Source organism: Rhodococcus sp. As11, assembly GCF_048957735.1.
In the GTDB taxonomy this organism is placed as follows: domain Bacteria; phylum Actinomycetota; class Actinomycetes; order Mycobacteriales; family Mycobacteriaceae; genus Rhodococcus; species Rhodococcus gordoniae.
Map to the genome: position 1 here is coordinate 26394 of NZ_JARDJE010000023.1, position 24326 is coordinate 50719.

General features: G+C 67.3%; 24 protein-coding genes. 18 read left to right on the plus strand and 6 right to left on the minus strand.

What is annotated here, in order from left to right:
* The first annotated feature begins 1 nt into the window (after position 1).
* The 7 genes from PV766_RS20905 (at position 2) to PV766_RS20935 (ending at position 8163) form a co-directional block, all read left to right on the plus strand.
* Entirely contained in the window at positions 2–1435 is a 1434-nt protein-coding gene (locus PV766_RS20905; protein ID WP_421097791.1) for a TerD family protein, read from the plus strand.
* A gap of 153 nt (positions 1436–1588) precedes the next feature.
* A complete protein-coding gene (locus PV766_RS20910) occupies positions 1589–3154 on the plus strand; it encodes an AMP-binding protein (protein WP_129975234.1) in 1566 nt (521 codons plus the stop codon).
* A complete protein-coding gene (locus tag PV766_RS20915; protein WP_421097792.1) occupies positions 3151–4215 on the plus strand; it encodes an MBL fold metallo-hydrolase in 1065 nt (354 codons plus the stop codon). Before PV766_RS20910 ends, PV766_RS20915 begins: the two co-directional genes overlap by 4 nt.
* Before the next feature lies 1 nt (position 4216).
* Entirely contained in the window at positions 4217–4978 is a 762-nt protein-coding gene (locus PV766_RS20920) for a crotonase/enoyl-CoA hydratase family protein (protein ID WP_129975230.1), read from the plus strand.
* 241 nt (positions 4979–5219) lie between these two features.
* Complete coding sequence (locus PV766_RS20925; RefSeq protein ID WP_129975228.1) at positions 5220–6089, plus strand: LysR family transcriptional regulator; 870 nt, start codon at positions 5220–5222, stop codon at positions 6087–6089.
* A 4-nt stretch (positions 6090–6093) separates the two neighbouring features.
* On the plus strand, positions 6094–6987 hold the full coding sequence (locus PV766_RS20930; RefSeq protein WP_064062390.1) for a LysR family transcriptional regulator: 894 nt from the start codon (positions 6094–6096) through the stop codon (positions 6985–6987).
* A 75-nt stretch (positions 6988–7062) separates the two neighbouring features.
* Positions 7063–8163: a methyltransferase domain-containing protein gene (locus PV766_RS20935; RefSeq protein WP_371053461.1), complete on the plus strand. Its 1101-nt coding sequence runs from the start codon at positions 7063–7065 to the stop codon at positions 8161–8163.
* Positions 8164–8402: 239 nt separating this feature from the next.
* On the opposite strand, the gene PV766_RS20940 is transcribed toward PV766_RS20935, so the two are convergent.
* Positions 8403–9614 (minus strand): acetyl-CoA C-acetyltransferase, encoded by a 1212-nt coding sequence (locus PV766_RS20940; protein WP_129975224.1) that lies wholly within the window; start codon positions 9612–9614, stop codon positions 8403–8405.
* Positions 9615–9653: 39 nt separating this feature from the next.
* Positions 9654–10394 carry a 3-oxoacyl-ACP reductase FabG gene (gene fabG / locus PV766_RS20945; RefSeq protein ID WP_064062387.1) on the minus strand — a complete coding sequence of 247 codons (741 nt, stop codon included), beginning with the start codon at positions 10392–10394 and terminating at the stop codon, positions 9654–9656.
* Positions 10395–10561: 167 nt separating this feature from the next.
* Between fabG and PV766_RS20950 the strand changes: the two genes are divergently transcribed.
* Positions 10562–11746, plus strand: coding sequence for an acyl-CoA dehydrogenase family protein (locus PV766_RS20950; RefSeq protein ID WP_064062386.1), 1185 nt, complete (start codon positions 10562–10564; stop codon positions 11744–11746).
* Positions 11747–11800: 54 nt separating this feature from the next.
* On the opposite strand, the gene PV766_RS20955 is transcribed toward PV766_RS20950, so the two are convergent.
* The 4 genes from PV766_RS20955 to PV766_RS20970 all read right to left on the minus strand — a co-directional run bounded on the left by PV766_RS20955 (position 11801) and on the right by PV766_RS20970 (position 16948).
* The gene (locus PV766_RS20955) at positions 11801–13456 is read right to left on the minus strand and encodes a class I adenylate-forming enzyme family protein (protein WP_255161857.1); all 1656 of its coding nucleotides are present in this window, start codon (positions 13454–13456) and stop codon (positions 11801–11803) included.
* A 14-nt stretch (positions 13457–13470) separates the two neighbouring features.
* Positions 13471–14235 carry an SDR family NAD(P)-dependent oxidoreductase gene (locus PV766_RS20960; protein ID WP_255161859.1) on the minus strand — a complete coding sequence of 255 codons (765 nt, stop codon included), beginning with the start codon at positions 14233–14235 and terminating at the stop codon, positions 13471–13473.
* Positions 14236–14304: 69 nt separating this feature from the next.
* Positions 14305–15435: a thiolase family protein gene (locus PV766_RS20965; protein ID WP_129975220.1), complete on the minus strand. Its 1131-nt coding sequence runs from the start codon at positions 15433–15435 to the stop codon at positions 14305–14307.
* A 166-nt stretch (positions 15436–15601) separates the two neighbouring features.
* Positions 15602–16948, minus strand: coding sequence for an MFS transporter (locus tag PV766_RS20970; RefSeq protein WP_255161860.1), 1347 nt, complete (start codon positions 16946–16948; stop codon positions 15602–15604).
* Between the two features lie 27 nt (positions 16949–16975).
* Here PV766_RS20970 and PV766_RS20975 point away from each other — a divergent pair, with 27 nt between their 5' ends.
* The 10 genes from PV766_RS20975 (at position 16976) to PV766_RS21020 (ending at position 24316) form a co-directional block, all read left to right on the plus strand.
* Positions 16976–17242, plus strand: coding sequence for a hypothetical protein (locus tag PV766_RS20975; protein WP_255161861.1), 267 nt, complete (start codon positions 16976–16978; stop codon positions 17240–17242).
* Between the two features lie 7 nt (positions 17243–17249).
* Positions 17250–18494 (plus strand): CoA transferase, encoded by a 1245-nt coding sequence (locus tag PV766_RS20980; RefSeq protein ID WP_255161862.1) that lies wholly within the window; start codon positions 17250–17252, stop codon positions 18492–18494.
* Positions 18491–19684 (plus strand): acyl-CoA dehydrogenase family protein, encoded by a 1194-nt coding sequence (locus PV766_RS20985; protein ID WP_421097793.1) that lies wholly within the window; start codon positions 18491–18493, stop codon positions 19682–19684. Before PV766_RS20980 ends, PV766_RS20985 begins: the two co-directional genes overlap by 4 nt.
* A gap of 56 nt (positions 19685–19740) precedes the next feature.
* Positions 19741–20898, plus strand: a complete 1158-nt coding sequence (locus PV766_RS20990) for an acyl-CoA dehydrogenase family protein (RefSeq protein ID WP_064062379.1) — start codon at positions 19741–19743, stop codon at positions 20896–20898.
* 82 nt (positions 20899–20980) lie between these two features.
* On the plus strand, positions 20981–21601 hold the full coding sequence (locus tag PV766_RS20995; RefSeq protein WP_064062378.1) for an AIM24 family protein: 621 nt from the start codon (positions 20981–20983) through the stop codon (positions 21599–21601).
* Between the two features lie 6 nt (positions 21602–21607).
* Positions 21608–22312 carry an AIM24 family protein gene (locus PV766_RS21000; protein ID WP_129975214.1) on the plus strand — a complete coding sequence of 235 codons (705 nt, stop codon included), beginning with the start codon at positions 21608–21610 and terminating at the stop codon, positions 22310–22312.
* Positions 22309–23067, plus strand: a complete 759-nt coding sequence (locus PV766_RS21005; RefSeq protein ID WP_371053459.1) for an AIM24 family protein — start codon at positions 22309–22311, stop codon at positions 23065–23067. The genes PV766_RS21000 and PV766_RS21005 overlap by 4 nt, the downstream gene beginning before the upstream one ends.
* A gap of 142 nt (positions 23068–23209) precedes the next feature.
* Positions 23210–23407, plus strand: coding sequence for a (2Fe-2S)-binding protein (locus PV766_RS21010; RefSeq protein WP_033097528.1), 198 nt, complete (start codon positions 23210–23212; stop codon positions 23405–23407).
* Between the two features lie 48 nt (positions 23408–23455).
* On the plus strand, positions 23456–23932 hold the full coding sequence (gene bfr / locus PV766_RS21015) for a bacterioferritin (protein ID WP_016931957.1): 477 nt from the start codon (positions 23456–23458) through the stop codon (positions 23930–23932).
* 93 nt (positions 23933–24025) lie between these two features.
* Positions 24026–24316 carry a GNAT family N-acetyltransferase gene (locus PV766_RS21020; RefSeq protein WP_064062375.1) on the plus strand — a complete coding sequence of 97 codons (291 nt, stop codon included), beginning with the start codon at positions 24026–24028 and terminating at the stop codon, positions 24314–24316.
* The last annotated feature ends 10 nt before the right edge of the window (positions 24317–24326 follow it).

Below are 24326 nucleotides of genomic sequence, written 5' to 3' on the forward strand. Positions count from 1 at the left end.
CATGGCGTCCGCCGCCGTCCCGCTGGACGTGTGCGCGTTCGTCGTGGACGACCACCTGCAGGTCGGTTCCTCCGACGACGTCGTGTTCTGCAACCGATCGAGGACGACAGGCGTCCGGCTCGAGGACGGGGTGATCGTCGTCGACGTCGACGCCGTCCGTCCCGGCGCACGTGTGCTGTGCGCGGTCGGCTGCGAACGACCCGCTGCGGTGTCGACCTCCCTGTCCGATGCGGCCGGCACGGTACTCGCGACGTTTCACGTGGAACCGGGGGCCGCCGGCGAGACGGCTTTGCTGTGCTGGGAGATCTACCGCCGTAACGGCGTGTGGAAGGTGCGCGCCCTCGGCCAGGGTTACACCGGCGGACTCGTCGAGATGTTCACCGCCCACGGGGTCGACGCGGACGACTCCCCGGAGAAGACCTCCGACTCGGAAACGGCGCCCGCCCCGGCCGTCGGACTCGAGCCGCTCGAACTGCTGTGGCGGATCTTCGAGGACGCCGCGCGTTCGGCGGCCGCATGCACGTCGAGCCTCGAGTTCGCCCGGCTGCGACTCGACGACGAACTCTCGGCGGCGGTAACCGACCCCGCCCGCCGTACCGGCCCCGAGGCCGAACGGTCGAGACAACGTGCGCAACAGCGCTACGACGAACTCGTGGACGCCGCCGAAACACGCTACCGGAACGACAGTGCAGTGCTGGCCGCGGAACTGCTCGCCGTCGATGCGGCCCTGCCGCCGGCTCTCGCCTCCTGGAGCTCTCCCGCCTGGATCCGATCCCTCACGCCGAGCGACGGTGTGCGCGTAGGTGATGTGGCGGCGGATCGCGGGCTGTTGCATATTCCGTTGTGCCTGCCGGCGCCGCTCGTCCGTCCCTTGTGGCTCGAGGGCGAACCCACCGAACTCGCTCCCGTCGTCTCGTCTCTGGTCGTGCGGCTGCTCGCCGCTCGGCCCGGCACACTGTTGCACCTCGTCGATCCCGGGCGGACCCTGCCCGAACTCGAACCTCTCACCGCAGCGAGATTCGCCGGGCCGCCCGTTCACGAGCGGGCACAGGTCCCGGCGAAGCTCCGGGGCCTGGCCGATGCCGCAGAGTTGGACGCGCTCGCGCAACAGGTCGACGGAGGGCTGCCGGTGTCGCCGGTGCTCGTCGTCCTCGCCGGGTTCCCGTACGGCTACGAGCACGACGACCTGCTGCAGATCGTCCGGATCACGAGAGCCGGTGGTGACGGCCGTATCTCGATCGTCCTCGCGGGCGATCCACCGGACGACGACGATCCGGTCGTGCAGATCCTTCGGGGCGAAGCCCAGCACCTGCCCGCGGACGGACAACTGACCGATCCGTGGACGGAAGGCCGTTGGGCGTTCACACCCGACAGCCTGCCCGCAGAGACCGAGCATCTGCGCGGCGCGCTGGGCGGAAACTCTCTGCAGGAGTGATCGGCGGTCCCCGAGTTCGATCGTTCCGGACCATAGGTTTGTCCTAACGTTTCGTGCGGCCGCAGGTCTTTGTGGCAGTAGTCACTCTCGTGATCGACTGGACCGGCGCGGGCGGCATGTCCGCGCGTCGGCCGTGTCGATCAGGAGCGTGATGTGAGCAGGTTGCACCTTCCCAACCGAATTCGGCAGCTGGCAGTAGAGCATCCGGATCGCGCGGCGGTCAGCTCCGGCAGCACGACACTCACCTGTTCCGAGTTCGACGCCCTCACCAACCGGGTCGCCTCGGCGCTCACGACGGTTCCGGTCACCTCCAGGCGCGTGGGCGCACTGCTGCGCATGGGCCTTCCCGGTGCGGCCTCGTTCGTCGGTTGCGCCAAGGCCGGTCTGGTGTTCACTCCGCTCAACTGGCGCCTGAATCCAGGCGAGATCGCCGACATCGCCGGCGACGCGCAGCTCGACGTGTTGATCGTCGAGGACGAGTTCGCCGTCTCCGCGCGCGCCGCCGGCGAGGGGCTGCCCGGTGTGCAGATCGTCGTGGTCGGTGACGCGTCCTCCGTTCCCGGCGCACGGTCGTGGGACGACTTCGTCGCCTCAGGCGACGGCATCGACCCCGGTTTCGGTGACGACCCGCGGACCGAAGTGCTGCAGCTCTACACTTCGGGCACCACCGGACGCCCCAAAGGCGTTGTGGCGACGCATCACAACCTGTTCAACGAACCACAGAGCTTCGCGCTGTACGAATTCACCGAGGACTCGGTCTCACTCGACGCGCTACCTCTGTTCCACATCGCCGGCGTCGGGTGGATGAGCACGTCGCTCTCCGCCGGACTGCATCTGGTGCTGCTCGGCGAGATGCGCCCGGATGCGGTGGCGGCCGCCATCTCCGAACACGGCATCACCCATGCCTTCCTCGTGCCATCGGTGATCAACATGCTCGTCGAGATGCCCGACCTGCCGGACTACGATCTGTCGAGCCTGCACCTCGTCGCCTACGGCGCCTCCCCCATCACGCCCACGCACCTCGCCCGCGCCATGGACACCCTCGGTTGCCGGTTCGTGCAACGCTACGGAATGACCGAGACGATGGGCGCTCTCACCGCGCTGCGTGCCGACGACCACGACCCGCACGGTCCGCGCTCCTACCTCCTTCGCTCGGCCGGCACCGGACTGCCGGGCATGGAGGTCCAGATCCGCGACCTCGCCACCGGTGAACCGCTCCCCCAGGGCGAAACCGGCGAGATCGTGAGCCGGTCACGCAACAACACGCCGGGTTATTGGCGGCGCGAGGCCGAGAACGCCGAGCTGTTCACCGAGGACGGTTTCCTGCGCACAGGAGATGCCGGGCACATCGACGAGGACGGCTACCTGTTCGTCACCGACCGCGTGAAGGACATGATCATCTCCGGCGGGGAGAACGTCTACCCGATCGAGGTCGAATCGGTCATCTCCGAACACCCTTCCGTCGCCGAGGTCGCGGTGGTGGGAGTCCCGGACGACCGCTGGGGCGAAGCCGTGACCGCCGTCGTGCGGGTCGCGCCCGGAGCCGAGGCACCGACCGAGGCCGAACTCCTCGAGTTCACCCTCGAACGTCTGGCGTCGTACAAGAAGCCCCGGCACATCCACTTCGTCGACGAGCTGCCCCGCAACGCGAGCGGCAAGGTCCTCAAGCGCACACTGCGCGACGAGTTCGCTCCCGCACGGGAAGGAACGACGCCATGATCGTCACCGAGGATCTCGGTACCGTCCAGCGTGAAGCGTGGGCGGCCGGCGTACTGCCACCGGTCGAAGAGGTACGGCCCGGACTGTGGTCGATCCCGGTCCCGATGCCGAAGAACCCGCTGCGGTACGTGCTGTCCTACGCGCTCGCCCTCGACGACGGCCTCGCCCTGATCGACCTCGGTATGGACACCGAGGAGTCGTGGGATGCCCTCGTGGCCGGTGTCGCCGGGACCGGCCATCACATCACCGACGTGCGCTACGCCGCGATCACCCACCTGCATCCCGACCATTTCGGCCTGGCACCCCGGTTGAAGGAGACGACCGGCGCCGTCATCGCGATGCACGCCGCCGACGCCGCCGCCCTCGGGCACTTCACACCGGAGGACGTCGCCGCCGACGAGGAAGCGTGGCGCGTGGATCTCACCGGGCTGGGTGCCCCACCCGAGGTCGTCGAGGCGGCCCGCTTCGAACTCGTACGTTTCCCGGAAGGGAAGAGCGCAGATATTGTTCTCGCACAAGGTGATCGGCTGGATGTTCCCGGATGGAACATCGAGGCGGTGTGGACCCCCGGCCACACGCCCGGACACCTCGCGTTCGTCGACCGCGACCGCGACCTGCTGTTCAGCGGCGACCACATGCTTCCGCGCATCAGTCCCAACATCTCCTCGGGCCCCGGCGAACTGGTCGACCCGTTGCACCGCTACCTGTTGTCGTTGCACGCGACGACGGCACTGCCCGACTGCGAGGTACTGCCCGCCCACGAGTACCGGTTCCGCGGAATCACCGAGCGCGCACGCCAACTCATGGATCACCACGAGGTCCGCCTCGACGAGATCCGCGAGGCCGTCGCGGCCCGTCCCGAATCGACCGCATGGGAGATCACGACCCGCGTCACATGGTCGCGCCCCATCGACGTGATGACCCCGCGACTGCAGCGACTCGCCGTCCGCGAAACACAGGCTCATCTCATCGTCCTCGCCGACCGAGGCGACATCCGTTCCGACGGTGGAACTCCCGCCCGCTGGACTCTCTCCGCTCCGACCCGTACGAAGGAAAACTGACATGAGCGTTGTCCTCACCGAATTCGCCGACGGCGTCGCGGTGTTCACTCTCAACCGCCCCGAGGCCAAGAACGCCGTGAACCTCGAGGTGTCGGAGGCACTGGCCGCGGCCATCGACGAGTTCGAGGCACGCCCCGACCTGACCATCGGCATCCTCACCGGTGCCGGCGGAACATTCTGCGCCGGGATGGACCTGAAGGCGTTCGCGCGCGGCGAGAAGCCGTCGATCCCCGGCCGCGGCTTCGGCGGCATCACCGAGGCACCGCCGAGCAAGCCGCTCATCGCCGCCGTCGAAGGCTGGGCCCTGGCCGGTGGATGCGAACTCGCGCTCTCCGCCGACCTGATCGTCGCGTCGCGCGACGCGAAATTCGGCATCCCCGAGGTCAAGCGCGGACTCGCCGCGGCGGCCGGTGGCCTGCTGCGTCTGCCCAAGATCCTGCCCTACCCCCTCGCGATGGAGCTGGCCATCACCGGTGATCCGCTCACCGCCGAGGTCGCCCATCACCACGGTCTGGTCAACCGCGTCACCGAACCCGGCGAAGCACTGACGGTGGCAAAGGAACTCGCCGCTCGCGTCGCAGCGAACGGCCCCCTCGCGGTGAAGGCGACCAAACAGGTCGTCGCGATGGCCGCCGGCTACACCGACCCCGACGCCTTCGTCGCGCAACGCACGTTCATCGATCCGGTCTTCGCCTCGGCCGACGCCAAGGAAGGCGCCCGGGCGTTCGCCGAGAAGCGCGCTCCGGTCTGGAAGGGCGAGTAGACATGTCGGACGTGCTGGTCGCACCGACGTTCGGAGCGACCCGGAACGACGACTCCGTCCGCGCGCGCCGAGGATGCCTACGCCCGGGGCCGGTGACCGAAGTCGTCGAACCCGACGCGCTCCCGGTGAACATGTCGGCGCGGATGCTCGAGCAGGGCCACCGGAGGATGGCGGGTGCCGGTGACACCCCTTCCTGACGGTTCGGTCCGGGGCGATTGAGGCCGTCGCCTACGATAATCGGGTGGACTTGCACCTCGTGACCTATTTCGTGGCCGTCGTCGACCACGGCGGGATCACGAAGGCTGCTCAGGCTCTTTATATTTCGCAGCCGTCGTTGTCGCAGGCCATCCGCACCCTCGAACGGCGCCTCGACACCACCCTGTTCGACCGCACCGGTCGGCGGCTCACCCTGACCGAGGACGGTCGCGTCCTCGACGTCGCCGCGCGCCGGATCCTCGCCGACGTCGAACGGGCGAAACAGAAGGTCGCGGCGGTGCGCGATCTCGAAGCGGGCCGCGTCGAGATCGTCACCTACGCCACGTTCTCGATCCATCCGGTCATCGAATTCGTCCAGCGCTTCCGCACGCGCTATCCCAACCTGACCGTGCGGGTGAACGACGCGGAAGGACCGCCCGGGGTGCACGCGGCGTTGCGCCGCGGCGAGGCGGAGATCGGCATCACCGATCTGTCGGTCGAGCACGCCGGCATGATCACCATCCCGATTCTCGAGCAGGAGATGGTGCTCGCCCTGCATCCCGACCTCGCCACCGATGTGCCCGACCCGGTCACCCGAGCCCAGGTCCGCGACTTCCCACTCGTCCTCGACCTCGGCTCCCGTGCGAGCGCGGCGCGCACCGGCGAACTGCTGGGGGCACAGAACGTCGTCGTCGACTGCGCCAACCAGGCAGCTCTGTGGCAGTTCGTCGAGCGGGGCACCGCCGGAACGGTCGTTCCGCGTCGCGTCGCCGAGAAGCAGATCCCCGGTGCGGTCGTCCGATCGCTGGACCCGCCCCTCCGGCGGCCCATCGGGTTGGTGGTGCGCCCCGGGGATCTCTCCCCCGCTGCCGCCGCGTTCGTGGAGACCACTACCGCCGCCCCGTGGGAAGCGTGACGACATGGAGTTCCGTCAGGTCGAGTATTTCCTCGCCGTCGTGGAGAACGACGGCATCAACGGCGCGGCCGCCGAGCTCGGGGTCGCCCAGCCCACCGTTTCCCAGGCGCTGCGCAGTCTCGAACGCGAGCTCGGAGTGCGGCTGTTCCATCGCATCGGACGCGGCATGGTGCTCACCGCAGCGGGTAAGGCTCTCATCGGTCCGAGCCGGCAGATCCTGCGCGATGTGAACGCCGTCGAAGAACTGCTCACCGTGTCCACGACGGAAGTGACCGGCCGCCTGGATCTCATGGTGTTCCCCGCCCTCGCGACCGGACCGATCGTCGACCTGGTCTCCGAGTTCCGGCGCCGCCACCCCAAGGTCACCGCGCGACTCGGCGACCTGCGGACCGAGGAATCCACCGCGTCGGTCATCCACGACGGTCACTGCGAATTCGTCGTCACCCACCTGCCCGTCGAGGACGAGGTGGGGCTCGAGATCATCGAACTCGGCCAGACCGAATACTGGCTCGCCTATCCGCCCGGCACCGATCTGCCACCCGGACCGCTGTCGTTGGCCGAACTCCCCGACATTCCGATGGTGTTCGTGCCGCGCGGCGGCGGTTCGGTGAGCGACGCGATCGACTACGCGATGCGACGGGCCGAGGTACGGCGACCCATCTCGGTGCTCACCGACCATCGCGAAGCCCGCCTGCCGATGGTGCTCGCAGGCCTGGGCGGGTCGTTCGTCGAACGTTCTCTCGCCGAGTCGGTGCAGGACATCGCGGTGGTCCGCCCGTGTGAGCCGACCTTCGCGCAGTCGTACGGAATGGTGTTCGACCCGGTGTCACTGTCGAGGGCGGGACGCGCATTCGTCGACTTCGTGGGAGCGTCCGGGGAGACCGTCCCGGACGAGTGAGTCCGCCGGGCGGTGACATCCGGGGATCGGGGCGCGACGATAAGTGGGTACGACGCCCATTTCCGTCCTCGGGAGATGATCCGTATGTCCACTTCGACGAGTTCGCCGCTCCACCTCGACTCCGCCGACGGCTTCGCGCAGCGCGTCCTCGATTCCGTCCTCGGCACCATGGACACCCTGTCGATCCTGATCGGCGACCGTCTCGGCTGGTATCGCAGCCTCGTCGACGACGGACCTGCCACCGCCGACGAACTGGCCGCACGCACCGGAACCCATCCGCGGTACGCCCGTGAGTGGCTCGAACAGCAGGCCGTCACCGGTCTGCTCGACGTCGACGACGGTGATCCACCGCGTTTCGGTCTCTCTCCGGCCGGCCGCGACGTACTCACCGATCCGCACAGCCTCACGTACATGGCGCCGCTCGCCCGGATGATCGTCGGTGCGACGATGCAACTGCCCGGCCTGCTCGAGGCGTACCGGGACGGCGGTGGGGTGAGTTGGAGCCGGTTCGGCCGCGACGTGTGCGAATCGCAGGCCGACGCGAACAGACCGTTGTTCGAGCAGGTGTTGCCCGACGTTCTACGCTCGGTGCCCGAGATCGACCGGGTGCTCGGTGAAACCGGTGCGCGGATCGCCGACATCGGATGCGGCGGAGGATGGTCCACGATCACGATCGCGCGGACCTATCCGGATGCGAAGGTGTTCGGCTTCGACATCGATGCGCCGTCGGTCGAACTCGCCCGATCGAATCTCGCGGAGAACGACGATGTGGCGCAACGGGTCACGTTCACGCAGTGCGATGCGTCCGAACTCCCGGAAGGAAACTTCCGTGCGGCCTTCGCATTCGAGTGCGTCCACGACATGCCGCGGCCGGTCGAGGTGCTGGCTGCCGTACGGCGTTCACTCGCACCCGGCGGCATCATGATCGTCATGGACGAAGCAGTCGCCGACACCTTCACCGCACCCGGCGACGACGTCGAACGGCTCATGTACGGCTACAGCCTCACCATCTGCCTCCCCGACGGCATGAGCCACACACCGAGCGCCGCGACGGGCACGGTCATGCGGCCCGATACCCTGCGCCGCTATGCGCTCGACGCCGGTTTCACGGAGGTCGACGTGCTGCCCATCGAGGACTTCGGGTTCTTCCGCTTCTATCTCCTCCGCACCGGATAGCAGCGCCCGCCGGAACGCCGGCAGCGAATGCCACTCGTCCCGAGAACGGTTCGTCGAAGCCGATCACGCGCCGAGCATGCCGGGCGCGACTCGCCTCCGGACGCCGCGTCGAGGGTCGGTTGTGGACAACTCGACGTCCTCCCCAGTCCGGTCATCTGCGACGAAAGAAGTTCGGGGAGGCTGGGTCCGGGTTCTTCGAGAGAACCGGACGCAACCTCCCCGAACCGGGAACCGACTGCTTACGCGACGCGCTCGAAGATCGCGGCCAGCCCCTGGCCGCCACCGATGCACATGGTTTCGAGGCCGTAGCGGGCCTCGCGACGCTGCAGCTCGCGGGCGAGGGTGGCGAGCATGCGTCCGCCGGTCGCGCCCACCGGGTGGCCGAGCGAGATGCCGGAGCCGTGGACGTTGGTGCGCTCGAAGTCGGCCTTGCCGAATTTCCACTCGCGGGTCACGGCGAGGGCCTGCGCGGCGAATGCCTCGTTGAGCTCGATGAGATCGACATCCGCGAGGGTGATCCCGGCCTTGGCGAGGGCGACCTCGGTGGCCGGTACGGGTCCGATGCCCATGACCTTGGGCTCGACACCGGCGACACCCCAGGAGACGAACCGCACCAGCGGGGTCAGGCCCAGCTCGGCGGCCTTCTCCGGGGTGGTGACGATCGCCATGGAGGCGGCGTCGTTCTGGCCGCTGGCGTTGCCGGCGGTGACGGTGGCCTCGGGGTCCTGCTTACCCATGATCGGCTTCAGCTGGGCCAGGGTCTCCAGGCTGATGTCCGGGCGCGGGTGCTCGTCGGTGTCGATGACCTCGTCGCCCCTACGGCTGCTGACCGTGACGGGGATGATCTCCTCGGCGAGGATCCCGTTCTTCTGGGCGTGGACGGCACGCAGGTGTGAGTTCAGGGCCAGCTCGTCCTGTTCGTCGCGGGAGATCGAGTACTCGCGACGCAAGTTCTCGGCGGTCTCGATCATGCCGCCGGGCACCGGGTAGAAGCGGCCGCCGGCGGTCGAGCGGGCACGGACCAGACCGTCGTGCATCTGCACACCGGTGCGGGCGCCACCCCAGCGGATGTCGGTGGAGTAGAACGCCGCGTTGCTCATCGACTCGGTACCACCGGCGACGACGAGATCGTGGTCGCCGTTACCGACCTGGAAGGCGGCCTGGACGACGGCCTGCAGCCCCGAACCGCAACGACGATCGATGTGCATGCCGGGCACCGTGATCGGCAGACCGGCGTCGAGGGCCACGACGCGGCCGATGGCCGGGGCCTCGCTGTTGCCGTTGCAGTGACCGAGGATGACGTCCTGAACCTGTTCGGGGGCAACACCGGTGCGCTCGAGCAGGCCCTTCAGCGCCGCGACACCGAGGTCGACTGCGGTGAGGGACTTGAACATTCCACCGTAGCGGCCGATCGGGGTACGGACCGGCTCGCAGATGACAACTTCGCGCATGATGACCTTTCGAAAGTGAACGGGTGACGGGGTGGACCGTCACATGAAGCGGCCGCCGGTGACCTCGAGGACGGTGCCGGTCATGTAGGAGGACATATCGGATGCGAGGAACAGTGCGACGGAGGCAATCTCGTCGACCTCGCCGGGACGGCCCATCGGGATCTCGCTCATCTTCTGATCCCATGCCTTCTGCGGCATCGCCTCGGTCATCGCCGATCGGATCAGGCCGGGCTGGATCGCGTTGACCCGCACGCCGTGGTGCGCCATCTCCTTGGCGGCGGCCTTGGTCAGGCCGACGATGCCCGCCTTGGCGGCGGAGTAGTTGGTCTGGCCGACCATGCCGACCTTGCCGGACAGCGAGGAGATGTTGACGATCGCGCCGCGCTTGGCCTCACGCATGATCGCGGAGGCCTTGCGGGTGCCGTGCCAGGTGCCCTTCAGGTGTACCGAGACGACCAGGTCGAAGTCTTCTTCGGTCATCGTGCGCATCGTGGCGTCGCGGGTGATACCGGCGTTGTTGACCACCACGTCGAGCGAACCGAAACCGTCGACGGCCTCGGCGAGGAGGGTGTCCCAGTCGGCGGACTCGACGACGTCGGCGCGCACCGCGCGGGCCACGTCGCGGCCGCCGAGTTTCTCCGCAGCGGCGTTCGCGGCGTCGAGATCGAGGTCGCCGATCACGACACGAGCGCCGGCGTCGACGAACTCCTGCGCGATGGCGAAGCCGATTCCCTGAGCGCCACCGGTGATCACGGCGGTACGGTTCTCCAACAGAGACATCCGAGATTCCTTTCGATGGGGCACGCGACGGCCCCCGAATATGTCGATGTTTCCGAATATAACGGCGAACCGGCCGGTAGAGCGGCCCTCATCCATCGAGAATGCCTATACGGGAATGGCGCCATTCGTATTGGACACCTCCCGGCGACCACACGAAGGTTGTAGACATGACACTCTCCATCCCGTCCCCCGAGGTCGACGAAGACGACTTCCGCGAGATCCTCGCGCAGACCCGCGCGTTCGTGCGCAACGTGGTCGTGCCGCGCGAGCAGGAGATCGCCGAGACCGATGCGGTTCCCGAGGACATCCGCCAGGCCGCGAAGGACATGGGTCTGTTCGGCTACGCCATCCCGCAGCAGTGGGGCGGCCTCGGTCTGAATCTGCAGCAGGACGCGGAACTCGCGATGGAGCTGGGCTACACCACCTTGTCGCTGCGCTCGATGTTCGGCACCAACAACGGCATCGCCGGTCAGGTGCTCGTCAACTTCGGCACCGACGAGCAGAAGGAGCAGTGGCTCGAGGGCATCGCGTCCGGCGACGTCGTGGCCTCCTTCGCCCTGACGGAACCGGGCGCCGGTTCGAACCCGTCGGGTCTGCGCACCAAGGCCGTGCGCGACGGCGACGACTGGGTGATCACCGGTGAGAAGCGGTTCATCACCAACGCTCCGCTTGCGAACCTGTTCGTCGTGTTCGCCCGCACCCGACCGGCCGACGAGAACGGCACCGGCATCGCCGTCTTCCTCGTCCCCGCCGACACCCCCGGCGTTCGGGTGGGCAACAAGGACGCCAAGATGGGCCAGGAAGGTGCCTGGACCGCAGACGTGCACTTCGACGACGTACGCGTGCCGAACTCCGCGCTCGTCGGGGGCAGCGAGGACGTCGGGTACAAGGCCGCGATGGTCTCCCTCGCCCGCGGCCGCGTGCACATCGCCGCGCTGTCTGTCGGGCAGGCCCAGCGCGCCCTCGACGAGTCCGTCACCTACGCCGCGACCGCCACGCAGGGCGGCAACCCCATCGGCAACTTCCAGTTGGTGCAGGCGATGATCGCCGACCAGCAGACCGGCGTCATGGCCGGCCGCGCCCTCGTCCGCGACGCTGCCAAGGCGTGGGTCGAGGAGACCGACCGCCGTATCGCGCCGTCGGTGGCGAAGCTGTACTGCACCGAGATGGTCGGCAAGGTCGCCGATCTGGCGGTGCAGATCCACGGTGGCACCGGTTACATGCGTGAGGTGCCGGTCGAGCGGATCTATCGCGACGTGCGTCTGCTGCGTCTGTACGAGGGCACCAGCGAGATCCAGCGCCTGATCATCGGAGGCGGCCTCGTGAAGCAGGAGCAGAAGAAGAACTCCTGACGCAGATACGAACACGCCCCCGGCATTCGATGCCGGGGGCGTGTTCGGGCGGTGTCAGGAAACCGTCAGGCGCGAACGCAGATCCGTCTTGAGGATCTTGCCCGCAGCGGAGGTCGGAAGGGCCTCGACCATCACTACCTCGCGAATCTTCTTGTAGGGCACGACACGTTCGGCGACGAACGCCTTCAGCTCCTCCTCGTCGACATCCTCGCCGGCAATCGGGACGACGAAGGCGACGGGCTCCTGGCCCACGGCACCGACGTCACGACCCACCACCGCGGCGGTGGACACCTTCGGGTGCGTCACCAGAATCTCCTCGAGCTCACGTGGATACACGTTGTAGCCCTTGTAGATCAACATGTCCTTCGCCCGGTCGGCGATGAACACGTAACCGTCGGCGTCCACATAGGCGATGTCGCCGGTCGCGAGCCAGCCGTCGACGTACTGCTCGGCTGTGATGTCCGGATGCCCGAGGTAACCGCCGGTGACCTGGGGGCCACGCACCCACAGTTCTCCCCGCTCGTCCGGCCCGAGGACGACCGACGGGTCGCCCTGCGCGCGAATCTGCACCTCGGTGTCGAAGATCGGCAGTCCGACGCTGCCGAGGCGGTATTCGGTGCCGACGACGAGCGGCATCGCCGTGACCACACACGTGCCCTCGGTCAGCCCGTACCCCTCGGCGATACGCGCATTGGGGAATGCGCGCTCGAGACTTTCGAGGGTCACGTGGTCGATCGGCGCCGCACCGGACGCGACAACCCGCACGGTCGACAGATCCCGGACAGCGCCATCGGGGTGCTCGGCGAGCGCATGCCACATGGCGGGACTGCCCGTGATGTAACTGGCTTCGTACTGCTCGATCAGAGCGAGCATGTGCCCCGGCTCGAACCGTCCGGCAAGTACCTGGGTCAGGCCGCAGGCGAGGAGGAACGACGTGTTGATCAACGCGTGTGCATGGAACAGCGGGGATACCACGATCGTGGCCCCGTGGGCCGGGACGACGCCGGCAACGTCCAGATCGTCGATCGGTTCGAGCGAGATCCGCCCGTCGACGTCGGCGACCAGCTGATGGCCGGCTCGCCACGCACACATCTGGGTGACGTTTCCGACGACGTTGCGCTGCAGTACCCGCACTCCCTTCGAAACGCCGGTCGTGCCACCGGTATACGCGATGTGCGCAATGTCGTCCGGGCCGGTGACGACCGGCTCGAATGTCGTGGGGCGTTCTTCCAGTGCATCACCGAAATGCACGGCACGGGAGCCGTTCACCGCCTCGTCGGAGACGACTGCGATCAAGCGCACACTCGTCCCCTCCGCGGCTCGGAGCAAGGTGTCGAGTTGCGCGGCACCGGTGACCGCCGCGACCGCGGAGGTCTCCTCGATCTGGCGCCGCAGACCGGGTTCGGGCTGGAGCGGATTGACCAGCGTGACCGCCGCCCCCACCCGGAGCGCGCCGTAGTAGGCGATGTGGAACTCGACGCAGTTGCCCAGGTGCAGGAGAACGACGTCGCGGGCTCGCACCCCGGCCTCGTGGAGCACGCTCGCGAACTGCGCCGACCGTGCGTCGAGGTCGTTGTAGGTGAGGACCCGGTCGCCGTCGATCACTGCCGGCCGGTCGCCGTAGACGGCGGCGAGGCTCGGCGCCCACACCGCCATCGTCGTCGCCGGGTACGACAGCCTTCGCTGTGCGAGATCGGAAGCCGAAGTCATGGTCGACGCCCGGCTCAACGCGGTGCCATACGGATGGCGCCGTCGAGGCGGACGGTCTCACCGTTGAGGTAGCCGTTCTCGAGGATGTCGGTCGCGAGGCGGCCGAACTCGTCGGGTCTGCCCAGACGGGACGGGTTGGGCACCGTCGCCTCGAGCGACTTGCGGACGTCGTCGCGTAGACGGGCGAGCAGCGGGGTGTCCATGATGCCCGGGGCGATGGTGTTGACGCGGATGCCCTTGCTGGCGAGGTCGCGTGCGGCGACGATCGTCATGCCGACGATGCCGGCCTTGGATGCCGAGTAGTTGATCTGGCCGATCTGGCCCTCGAAGGCCGCGACGGAGGCGGTCATGACGACGGCGCCGCGCTCGTCCTCGATGAGGTCGAGCTCGGCCATGCGCTCGGCGCCGAGACGCAGCGCGTTGAACGAGCCGATGAGGTTGAGGCGGATCACGAACTCGAAATCCTCGAGCGAACCGGCCTTGCCCTCCTTGTCGAGGACACGCATCTTGCGTCCGGCGCCGGCGCAGTGCACGACACCGCGCAGACCGCCGCGCTCGTGCGCGACATCCAGTGCTGCCGCGAACTGCTCCGAATCGGTCACGTCGCCGGGGGCGAAGACGGCGCCGTCGCCGAGTTCCTTCGCGATCTCCTCACCGTTCGAGCCGGGGAGGTCGATGAGAGTGACGTTGCCACCGGTCGCCAGGACGCGACGTGCGGTGGCGAGGCCGAGACCGGATGCTCCGCCGGTGACGGCGACGGACAGACCTTTGAGTTCCATTGTGCTTCCTTCGAGTTCGTAGCAGCTGGGTGACGAAGTGGAATCAGGACGGCTCGGAGAGCTTTCGAATCAGAGCACTTCGAGGATGGTGGCGTTGGCCATGCCGCCGGCTTCGCACATCGACTGCAGTCCGTAACGGATGCCGTTGTCGCGCATGTGGTGCACGAGGCGGGTCATGAGGATGGCACCGGATCCGCCGAGCGGGTGACCGACACCGATCGCGCCGCCGAGTGGGTTGAGGCGGTCGGGCTTCGCGCCGGTCTCGACCTGCCATGCGAGCGGCACCGGTGCGAACGCCTCGTTGATCTCGAAGGCGCCGATGTCGTCGATGGACAGGCCGGAACGCTTCAGTGCCTTCTCGGTGGCGGGGATCGGGCCGGTGAGCATGACGACCGGGTCGTCGGCGGCGACGACGGCGGTGTGGATGCGGGCGAGCGGGGTCCAGCCTTGTGCCGCAGCGTATTCGCTGGTGGTGATGAGCAGGGCGCCGGCGCCGTCGGAGATCTGCGAGGAGTTGCCGGCGTGGATCACCCCGTCCTCCTTGAAGACGGTCCTGAGCTCGGCGAGTGACTCGAGGCTTCCGCCGCGGCGGATGCCCTCGTCGGTGGCGAAGTCGCCGACCGGGGCGATCTGTCCGGTGAACGCGCCCGCGTCGGTGGCGGCCGCGGACAGTTCGTGCGAGCGCAGCGAGAATTCGTCGAGCTGCGTGCGGGAGAAACCCCACTTCTCCGCGATCATCTCCGCCCCGATGCCCTGGCTGAAGCCCGCGACCTCGAAGCGGTCGAGCACGTTCTGCGGGAAGGGCCGGCCGTCCTTGCCGGCGCTGCCCATCGGCACGCGGCTCATGGACTCGACACCACCGGCGATCACGACGTCGTTCTGTCCGGAGATGACGGTCGCGGCGGCGAAGGACACGGCCTGCTGGCTCGATCCGCACGCGCGGTTGATCGTGGTGGCGGGCACGGTGACCGGCCATCCGGCCGCGAACACGGCGCTGCGCGAGACGATTCCGGCCTGGTCGCCGACCTGGCTCACGCAACCCCACTGGACGTCGTCGATCGTGGCGGGGTCGAGGCCGGTCCGCTCGGCCAGCACGGTCAGCACGTGTGCGGACAGGTTGACGGGGTGGATCTCGGACAGTGCACCACCGCGACGTCCGATGGGAGAACGGACGGCGTCGACGATCACGGCATCGCGCATGCGAATCGGTCCTTTGCTGTTGCGGGACACGGCTGCCGGGCAACCGTGATGGGAAACGACGACCGGCCGGGTGGTGGTCCTCACAGTCGAGGAGACCATGCACCCGGCCGGTAGGGGAAAGTCTTTCGGCGGAAGCTTCCGTTAGGTGGAAGCTATGCCGAACTGGTCAGGCCGCGGCCCGGATGATCTTGCGATCGCGCTCCGGGTTCGCGAGGAACAGGACCAGGACCGCGGCGAGCGCACCGAGTGCACCGATGACCTGGAAGGCCGTTGCGTAACCCTCCGCCGCAGTGGCGGCGTTGTCGACGAGGACACCCGTGCCGTAGGGGGCGACCAGACCGCCGACGGCCATCAGCGCGAGGAAGACCCCCATCGTGCCCGCGGTCTGCTGCGGCGGGCACAGCTCGGAGATCGCGGCGTTGATGAGCGGGAACGCGATGGCACCGAATCCGTAACCGATGGAGACGACTGCGACGGCGAGACCCGGCGTGCCGATGGAGGGGAGGAAGACCAGGATGGCACCGCAGATGAGCACGCCGACGGCGGGCACGATGATGCGGACGACCCGCGAACGGTAACCCTTGGCGCTGAGACGGTCGGTGACCGTGCCCGAGCTGATCATGAGGAACAGTCCGATGATGGACGGCAGGGCGAACATCGAGCCGGCCTGCAGAGCGCTGTAGCCGAGACCGACCTCGAAGTAGGACGGCAGCCAGGTCAGGACGACGGTGGTCAACGCGTAGACGACCATGATCAGGATCGCACAGCTGAGGAAGGTGCGGGTGAGGAAGATCCTGCGCCACGGCACGGACGGTTCGGTCTGCACGGCGGAGGCGGCGGTCGCGGCGCCCTTGACGGCCTTGCTGGTGTAGGGGCCTTCCTTCCAGCCGAGGAGCCAGCAGCCCATCCAGACCGCACCGAGGATCGACAGCGAGATCAGCGCGGCACGCCATCCCCACTCGACGGTGATGAAGGTCAGGACGGGAGCGAGGGCGATCTTGGCAACCGAGGCGGAACCGGCCAGGAAGGCGCCGGGCAGGCCACGCTTGGCCGGCGGGTGCCACGAGTACGCGGCGGTGTGCATGAGTGCCGAACTCGGTCCTTCGGCGAGACCGAGCAGCATGCGGGTGACCACCAGCATCGCGAAGCTCGCGCTGACGACGAGCGGCAGCATGACCACCGACCAGATCAGGCCGAGGGCCAGCAGGGCCCAGCGGAGGGTCATGTACTTGTTCAGCGGCCCGGCGAAGAATCCGCCGACGGTGAATGTGACGAAGAACAGCGAACCGACCAGGCCGATCTGGGAGGAGCTCATGCCGAGCTCACGCGCCAGAGGCTGGGCGATGATGCCGAGGACGGCCTTGTCGGCGTAGTTGACGACGTAGAGGAAGATGACCAGGCCGGTCATGCTCCACGCGCGGCCCGGGGTCACGAGAGGTGTCGAGCCGGTCACCGGCCGGCCGGGTCCGTCGGCGGTGGCCGACTTGTCGTGCGCGATTTCGCCTGTGGTCACTGAGAGTCCCTTCAGAACTCGAGCGGGATGGCCGACTTGCGAACAATCTGCATGTCGCTGTCGGAAGAACGTCACGCCTGGCGTCTGCATGTATTGAACGTGAGCCAGGTCACCCGACACAAAGAGCGGAAGATGAACGAATCGATCACTGAAACCTATGACCCCTCACCGGGCGGGTTCGGTCCGCATCGAGTATTGGTCTGCGCTAACCGAGCGATAGCCGATCGGCGCTGTTCCCGGCGGCAGAACCTGGGCATGCTGACTGTGCCCGAAACAATCTGCGACGACGAGTGAGCCCAGCATGAATTCCACCGCTTCCACCGACGAGCTGCCCTCGTCCACTGCACCCCTCGCGGGAGTGCGCGTGGTCGAGGTGTCCAGCTTCGTGGCCGCACCCCTGTGCGGCATGACCCTGGCCGCGCTCGGCGCCGACGTGATCCGGGTCGACCCGATCGGCGGTGCCGCCGACTACCGTCGCTGGCCGGTCACCGACGACAACGAGTCGATCTACTGGGCCGGCCTGAACAAGGGCAAGCGGTCGTTCGCAGCGGATTTCCGTAATGCGGACGCGCAGAAGCTGATCCGTGACCTGATCATCGATGCCGGCGTGCTGGTCACCAACGCTGCCGGTCGCTCGTGGCTCGACTACGACGAGCTCGCCGCGATCCGCCCCGACCTGATCCACGTGCAGGTCCTCGGTCGCGCCGACGGCACCGGTGCCGTCGACTACACCGTCAACGCCGCCGCGGGCTTCCCGCAGGTCACCGGCGCCGAGAACGTCTCGACCCCGGTCAACCACGTGCTGCCCGCCTGGGACGTCTCGTGCGGCCTGTACGCCGCCCTGTCGGTCGCCTCGGCCGTCTATCGCCGCGAGATCACCGGTGCCGGAACGAAGGTCGTGCTTCCGCTCGAGGACGTCGCGTTCGCGACCGTCGGCAATCTCGGCTACATCGCCGAGGCCCAGCTCGGCCGTCCCGTCCGGGAGAAGGTCGGCAACTCCGTCTACGGCACCTACGGCGGCGACTTCGCCACCAGCGACGGCGCACGCTTCATGATCGTCGCGCTCACGCCGCGACATTTCCGCGATCTCACCGGGCTCACCGGCACCGCCGACGCCGTGGCAGCCCTCGAATCCGCACTGGGCGTGGACTTCCGCGACGAGGGCACCCGGTTCGAACACCGCCACGTGCTGAACAGCCTGTTCGGCGCCTGGTTCTCCCGCCACACCGCCGACGAGGTCGAGAAGACCCTGGCCGGCACCTCGATCCTGCACGAGCGCTACCGCACCTTCGCCGAGCTCGCCGCCGACCCGCGCGTGACCGACAACCCGATGTTCCACAAGCTCGACCAGCCGCGCATCGGCAGCTACCACGCACCGAGCACCCCGATGTCCTTCGACGGCCGGTACCCCGAGGTCCGTCCCGCGCCGGCCAACGGCGACGACACCGCCGAGGTGCTCACCGAACATCTCGGGCTGACCGACGACGAGGTCGACGCCCTCGCAGCATCCGGCACCATCCGCATCTCCCCGAAAGAGCACGCATGACCCGCCTCGCCCAGACCCTCGGTCTGACGGAATTCCAGTCCGAGATCCTCGACACGGTCCGCACCTTCGTCGACCGCGAGATCATCCCGAACGCTCAGGAACTCGAGCACTCGGACACCTACCCGCAGGCCATCGTCGACCAGATGCGCGAGATGGGCCTGTTCGGGCTGATGATCCCCGAAGAGTACGGCGGACTCGGCGAGTCGCTGCTGACCTACGCGCTGTGCGTCGAAGAACTCGCCCGCGGCTGGATGAGCGTCTCGGGTGTCGTCAACACGCACTTCATCGTCGCGTACATGATCCGCCGGCACGGCACCGAAGCGCAGAAGCGGTACTACCTGCCGCGCATGGCCACCGGCGAGGTCCGCGGCGCGTTCTCGATGTCCGAGCCCGAACTCGGCTCCGACGTCGCTGCCATCCGCACCAAGGCCGAGCGCGACGCCGACGGCGATTACGTCATCAACGGCCAGAAGATGTGGCTGACCAACGGCGGCAGCTCCACCCTCGTCGCCGTCCTGGTGAAGACCGAGGAAGGTTCCGACAAGCCGCACCAGAACCTGACCACCTTCCTGGTCGAGAAGCCCGCCGGCTTCGGTGAGGTCGTCCCGGGCGTCACCATCCCCGGCAAGATCGACAAGATGGGCTACAAGGGCATCGACACCACCGAACTCGTCTTCGACAACTACAAGGCATCGGCCGATTCGATCCTCGGCGGTGAGCCCGGCAAGGGCTTCTTCCAGATGATGGACGGCGTCGAGATCGGCCGCGTCAACGTCTCGGCGCGTGCCTGCGGTGTCGCGATCCGCGCCTTCGAGCTCGCCGCGCGGTACGCCCAGCAGCGCACCACCTTCGGCAAACCCATCGCCCAGCACCAGGCGATCTCGTTCTCCCTCGCGGAGATGGCCACCAAGGTCGAGGCGGCCCACCTGATGATGGTCAACGCCGCCCGCCTGAAGGACTCGGGTGAGCGCAACGACGTCGCCGCCGGCATGGCGAAGTACCTCACCAGCGAGTACTGCTCCGAGGTCACCCAGGCCAGTTTCCGCATCCACGGCGGCTACGGCTACTCCAAGGAGTACGAGATCGAACGTCTCATGCGCGAGGCTCCCTTCCTGCTGATCGGTGAGGGCACCAGCGAGATCCAGAAGACCATCATCGGCAAGGGCATCCTCCGCAGCTACGCACTGTAATAGATTGCGCCGCAATTGGATCGGTTTCCATACCTATACATCCGGAAGGACAACGCGTGAAGCGTACGGTATTCGACGAGGATCACGAGGCGTTCCGGCAGACGGTGCGCGACTTCATCGCCAAGGAAGTCACTCCCGTCTACCACGAGTGGGAAGACGCCGGCCACCCGCCGCGCACGTTCTACAACCGCCTCGGCGAACTGGGCATCCTCGGAATCCAGGCGCCCGAGGAGTTCGGTGGCGGCGGCGAGTCGTCACTCAAGTTCAACGTTGTCGTCGCCGAGGAAACCTCCGCTGCCGGTGTGACGTTCGGCTCGTACTCGGTGCACTCGAACCTGATCCTGCCGTACCTCATGGAGAACGCCACCGACGAACAGAAGCAACGGTGGATCCCCGGATTCGCTTCGGGCGAGCTGATGTTCGCGATCGCAATGACCGAGCCCGGCACCGGTTCCGACCTCGCCAACATCGCGACCACCGCGAAGCTGTCGGAGGACGGCAGCCACTACGTCGTCAACGGCGCGAAGACGTTCATCACGGGCGGGGCCCTCGCCGATCGCATCCTCGTGGTGTGCCGGACGACTCCGTTCGATCCCGACAACCGTCGCGGTGGCCTGTCGATCCTGGTCGTCGACACCACCTCCGAAGGTTTCTCCGTCGGACGCAAGCTCGACAAGATCGGCCTCAAGGCCTCCGACACCGCCGAACTGTCGTTCGACGACGTGAAGGTGCCCGTCACCGATCTGCTCGGCAAGGAGGGTGAGGCCTTCTCGTACCTGACGCAGAACCTCGCCCAGGAACGCCTGACGATCGCGTTCGGTGCTGCCGCCACCGCCGCGGCCGCCATCCAGCACGCGATCGCATACACCAAGGAGCGCAAGGTTTTCGGCAAGCCCGTCGCCTCGTTCCAGAATTCCAAGTTCGTGCTCGCCGAGTGCTCGACGGAACTGCAGGCGATGCAGATCATGGTCGACAACGCGATCGAACTCAACGACCGCGGTGAGCTGTCGGTGGCCGACGCGGCCCGCGCGAAGCTGTTCTCGACCGAGGCGGCCGGCCGCATCATCGACAAGTGCCTGCAACTGCACGGTGGGTACGGATACATCACCGAATACCCCATCGCGCGCCTGTACGCGGACACCCGTGTCAGCCGCATCTACGGCGGCACCAGCGAGGTCATGAAGACGATCATCGCCAAGGATCTCGGCCTGTAGGTCTGCTGAACCATTTCGGTGGAGTGGACCCGCGACCCGGGGTCCACTCCACCGAAGTCTTTTCCGGCTATCGTCTTGCCCCATGCAACTGCTCGTGAAATCGAAACGGGTCATCGAGGCTCGGCTCAGTAGTTCCGCGGTCCGGGCACTGTCCGGGTCGATGGTGGCCTACGAGGGACAGATCACTTTCAAGTCCGCCGGGTTCGGCGGTGGCGAAGGCGTTCTCGCCGGTCTGCGGCAACGCGCGACCGGCGAGGGCCTGTCCCTCATGGAATGCGCCGGCACGGGCGTCGTGTATCTCGCGCACCAGGCGCAGGACGTCACGATCCTGGAGTTGAACAACGAGACCCTGCAGGTCGAATCCGAGCAGCTGCTCGCCCTGAGCGGAAACCTGAACACCAACGTCACCTTCGCAGGCCTGCGTGGCGGCATGAGCGGGCAGGGGCTGTTCACCACCACCGTCACCGGCACCGGACAGGTCGCGTTGCTGTCGGCCGGGGGTCCGCTCATCCATCTCGAGGTGTCGCCACAGTATCCGCTCGTCGTCGATCCCGACGCCTTCGTGTGTGCGAAAGGCCAACTCTCGCAGTCGTTCGTCACCGACGTGTCGTGGCGCTCGGCCATCGGTCAGGGCAGCGGCGAGGCGTTCTCCCTGAAATGGGACGGCGTGGGCGTCGTCTCCATCCAGCCGGCGGAACGGTAGGAACAGATGAGCTTCACGAAGATCAACGGCAAGGTCGTCCGTGTCGACCTGCGGCAGTCCGGTCCCGTCGTGGCGCGGCGCGGCGCGATGCTGTTCTACACCGGCAACGTGCGGTTCTCCCCTCACGGCGTTCCCGGCGGGGCCGGGGGTGCGCCCGGCCTCGGCGGACTCGCCGGCATGGCGGGGCGCATGCTGCAAGGCGAGCACGAGGCCACGATGCTCGCGCAGGGCGACGGTGTCGTGCACTACGGCTTCCGCGGACTAGAGACGCACATCGTCGACATGTCCGCCGGCGGGGAACTGCGCGTGGAGGCCTCCCGCCTGCTCGCTCACACACCCGGACTGCAGTCCGCCGTCGTCTCGGTGGCCGCGGCTTCCGGTGGCGGCGGTGGCGGTGGGGGTCTGTTCGGTGCGCTGCGGGGCGCGGCCACCGGCGCGATGACCGGCACGGGCATGTTCACCACCCAGCTGACCGGCCAGGGTGCGGCGGTGCTGCTCGCCCACGGCGGAGTGTTCGAGCTGCAGGTGGGGGGCCCGACTCCGGTGGTCGTCGACCCGCAGGCGTTCGTGGCGTCCTACGGCCCGGTCCGCACCGAGCTGAAGTCCTCGATGAGCTGGCGGAACGTCGGGCGCACCGGCGGGGAGGCCATGCAACTCGAGTGCACCGGTCAGGGAATCGTCTACGTGCAGGCATCGGAGGAGAAACTGTGAGTACCGTCCTGAATCCCTCGAGCTTCACGGGCAGCGACAACGTGCCCGGTAACTCGTACGCCTACTGCATCGACCTGCAGTCGCCGTGGTTCCTGTCGAAGGGCGCGATGATCGCCTACTACGGGCAGATGCAGTTCTCGGCGCTCACCCACGGTTTGCAGGGCGGCCTGCTGCAGATGGTGGCGCAGCAGTTCTCGGCGCCGCTCTACCTCGGCGATTACGTCGTCGCCGAGGGCTCCGGGAAGCTGATCCTCGGCGACCGCGGTTACGACATCAACTCCTACGACCTCGACGACGGCAACCTCACCATCCGTCAGGCGAACCTGCTCGCGTTCGAGCCGGGCCTGTCGTTGAACCAGTCGATCGTGCCGGGCTTCCTCACCCTGATCGGCACGGGCCGGTTCCTCGCGTCGTCGAACGGCCCGGTGATGTTCGCCGAACCGCCACTGCGGGTGGATCCGGAGGCGCTGGTCGGATGGGCCGACTGTCCGTCCCCCAGCCACCACTACGACGAATCGTGGATCACAGGCTTCGTCTCTGCCGGGGCGCGCCGTTTCGGGGTGCAGTCGGGCGAGGAGCGGCAGTTCGATTTCACCGGTGCGGGCACCGTCCTGATCCAGTCCAGCGAGAAGGTCCTCGACGATTCACCGCTGGTGCGCACGATCGAGAACCAGATCCCGGGCCTCACGTCGCCGGGACTACAGCGGATCAACCAGGTGGTGTCGCAACAGATGCAACAACAGCAACCGCTGTGACACACCCTGGCGGGGAACTGGGCACAACACCGATCCGCACCCCTCGTTCTGTGACTACGCTCACAAGCTAGGCTAGCCTAAGCCGGTGTAAGGTTTGGACTACCTAAGTGAGTGTTCCCTCGGTCGCAGAAAGGTGGCTCTGATGATCGTCTGCAGTTGCCACGCTCTTACCCACCACCACATCGAGGCCGAGGTGGCCGCGGGCGCACGATGCACCCGCGAGGTGAGTGCCAAGTGCCGCGCCGGCACCGATTGCGGCAGCTGCGTCCGGAACATCTCGGCGATCATCCGGCAGGCACGCCGGCGGAATGAGACCATCGAACTCGAGACCGCCGTGTAGCCAGCCCCTACCCGGCGGTAAACCTGATGGTTCACCCCGGGAGGTGCCATGAAGGGCGACAAGAAGGTCATCGAGTTGCTCAACGAACAACTCACTGCCGAGCTCACCGCGATCAACCAGTACTTCCTGCATTCGAAGATGCAGGACAACCGCGGATGGGCGAAACTCGCGAAGCACACCCGCGACGAGTCGTTCGACGAGATGCGTCACGCCGAGAGACTCACCGATCGGATCCTGTATCTCGACGGGCTCCCCAACTACCAGCGCCTCGGGGCGTTGCGTCTGGGCCAGACCGTCAAGGAGATGCTCGAGGCCGACCTGCAGGTGGAGATCGAGGCCCGCGACCGGCTCCGGAAGGGATCGGAGTACATGCGCTCGGTCAGCGACATCACCTCGGCCAACATCTTCGAGGAGATCCTCGCCGACGAGGAGGAACACATCGACTACCTCGAAACCCAGCTCGATCTGATCGAGCAGCTCGGTGAGCCGTTGTACCTCGCTCAGCACATCTCTCCGCCGGAATAACCCGGCACGACGGAACGGGCCGCGGCACTGCGCCGCGGCCCGTTTCTCTATGCTGTGGGACACACCAGCCCGTCGTCGGTGGAGAGGAAGACCATGAGCGATTCGTCCGTGACCGTGGTGCACAACGCCGAGAAGCAACGTTACGAAGTCCGGGACGACGACGCCGTCATCGGGTACACGCAGTACCACCCCGACGACGACGGTCGCCTCGTCTTCGACCACACCGAGATCGACAAGGGCTACTCCGGGCAGGGACTCGGGGGCACACTCGTCGGTTTCGCTCTCGACGACGTCCGCGAACGCGGCAAGCGCATCGTCGCGATCTGCTCGTACGTCGACAAGTTCGTCACCGAACACCCCGACTACCAGGATCTGACTACCTAGACATGCACGC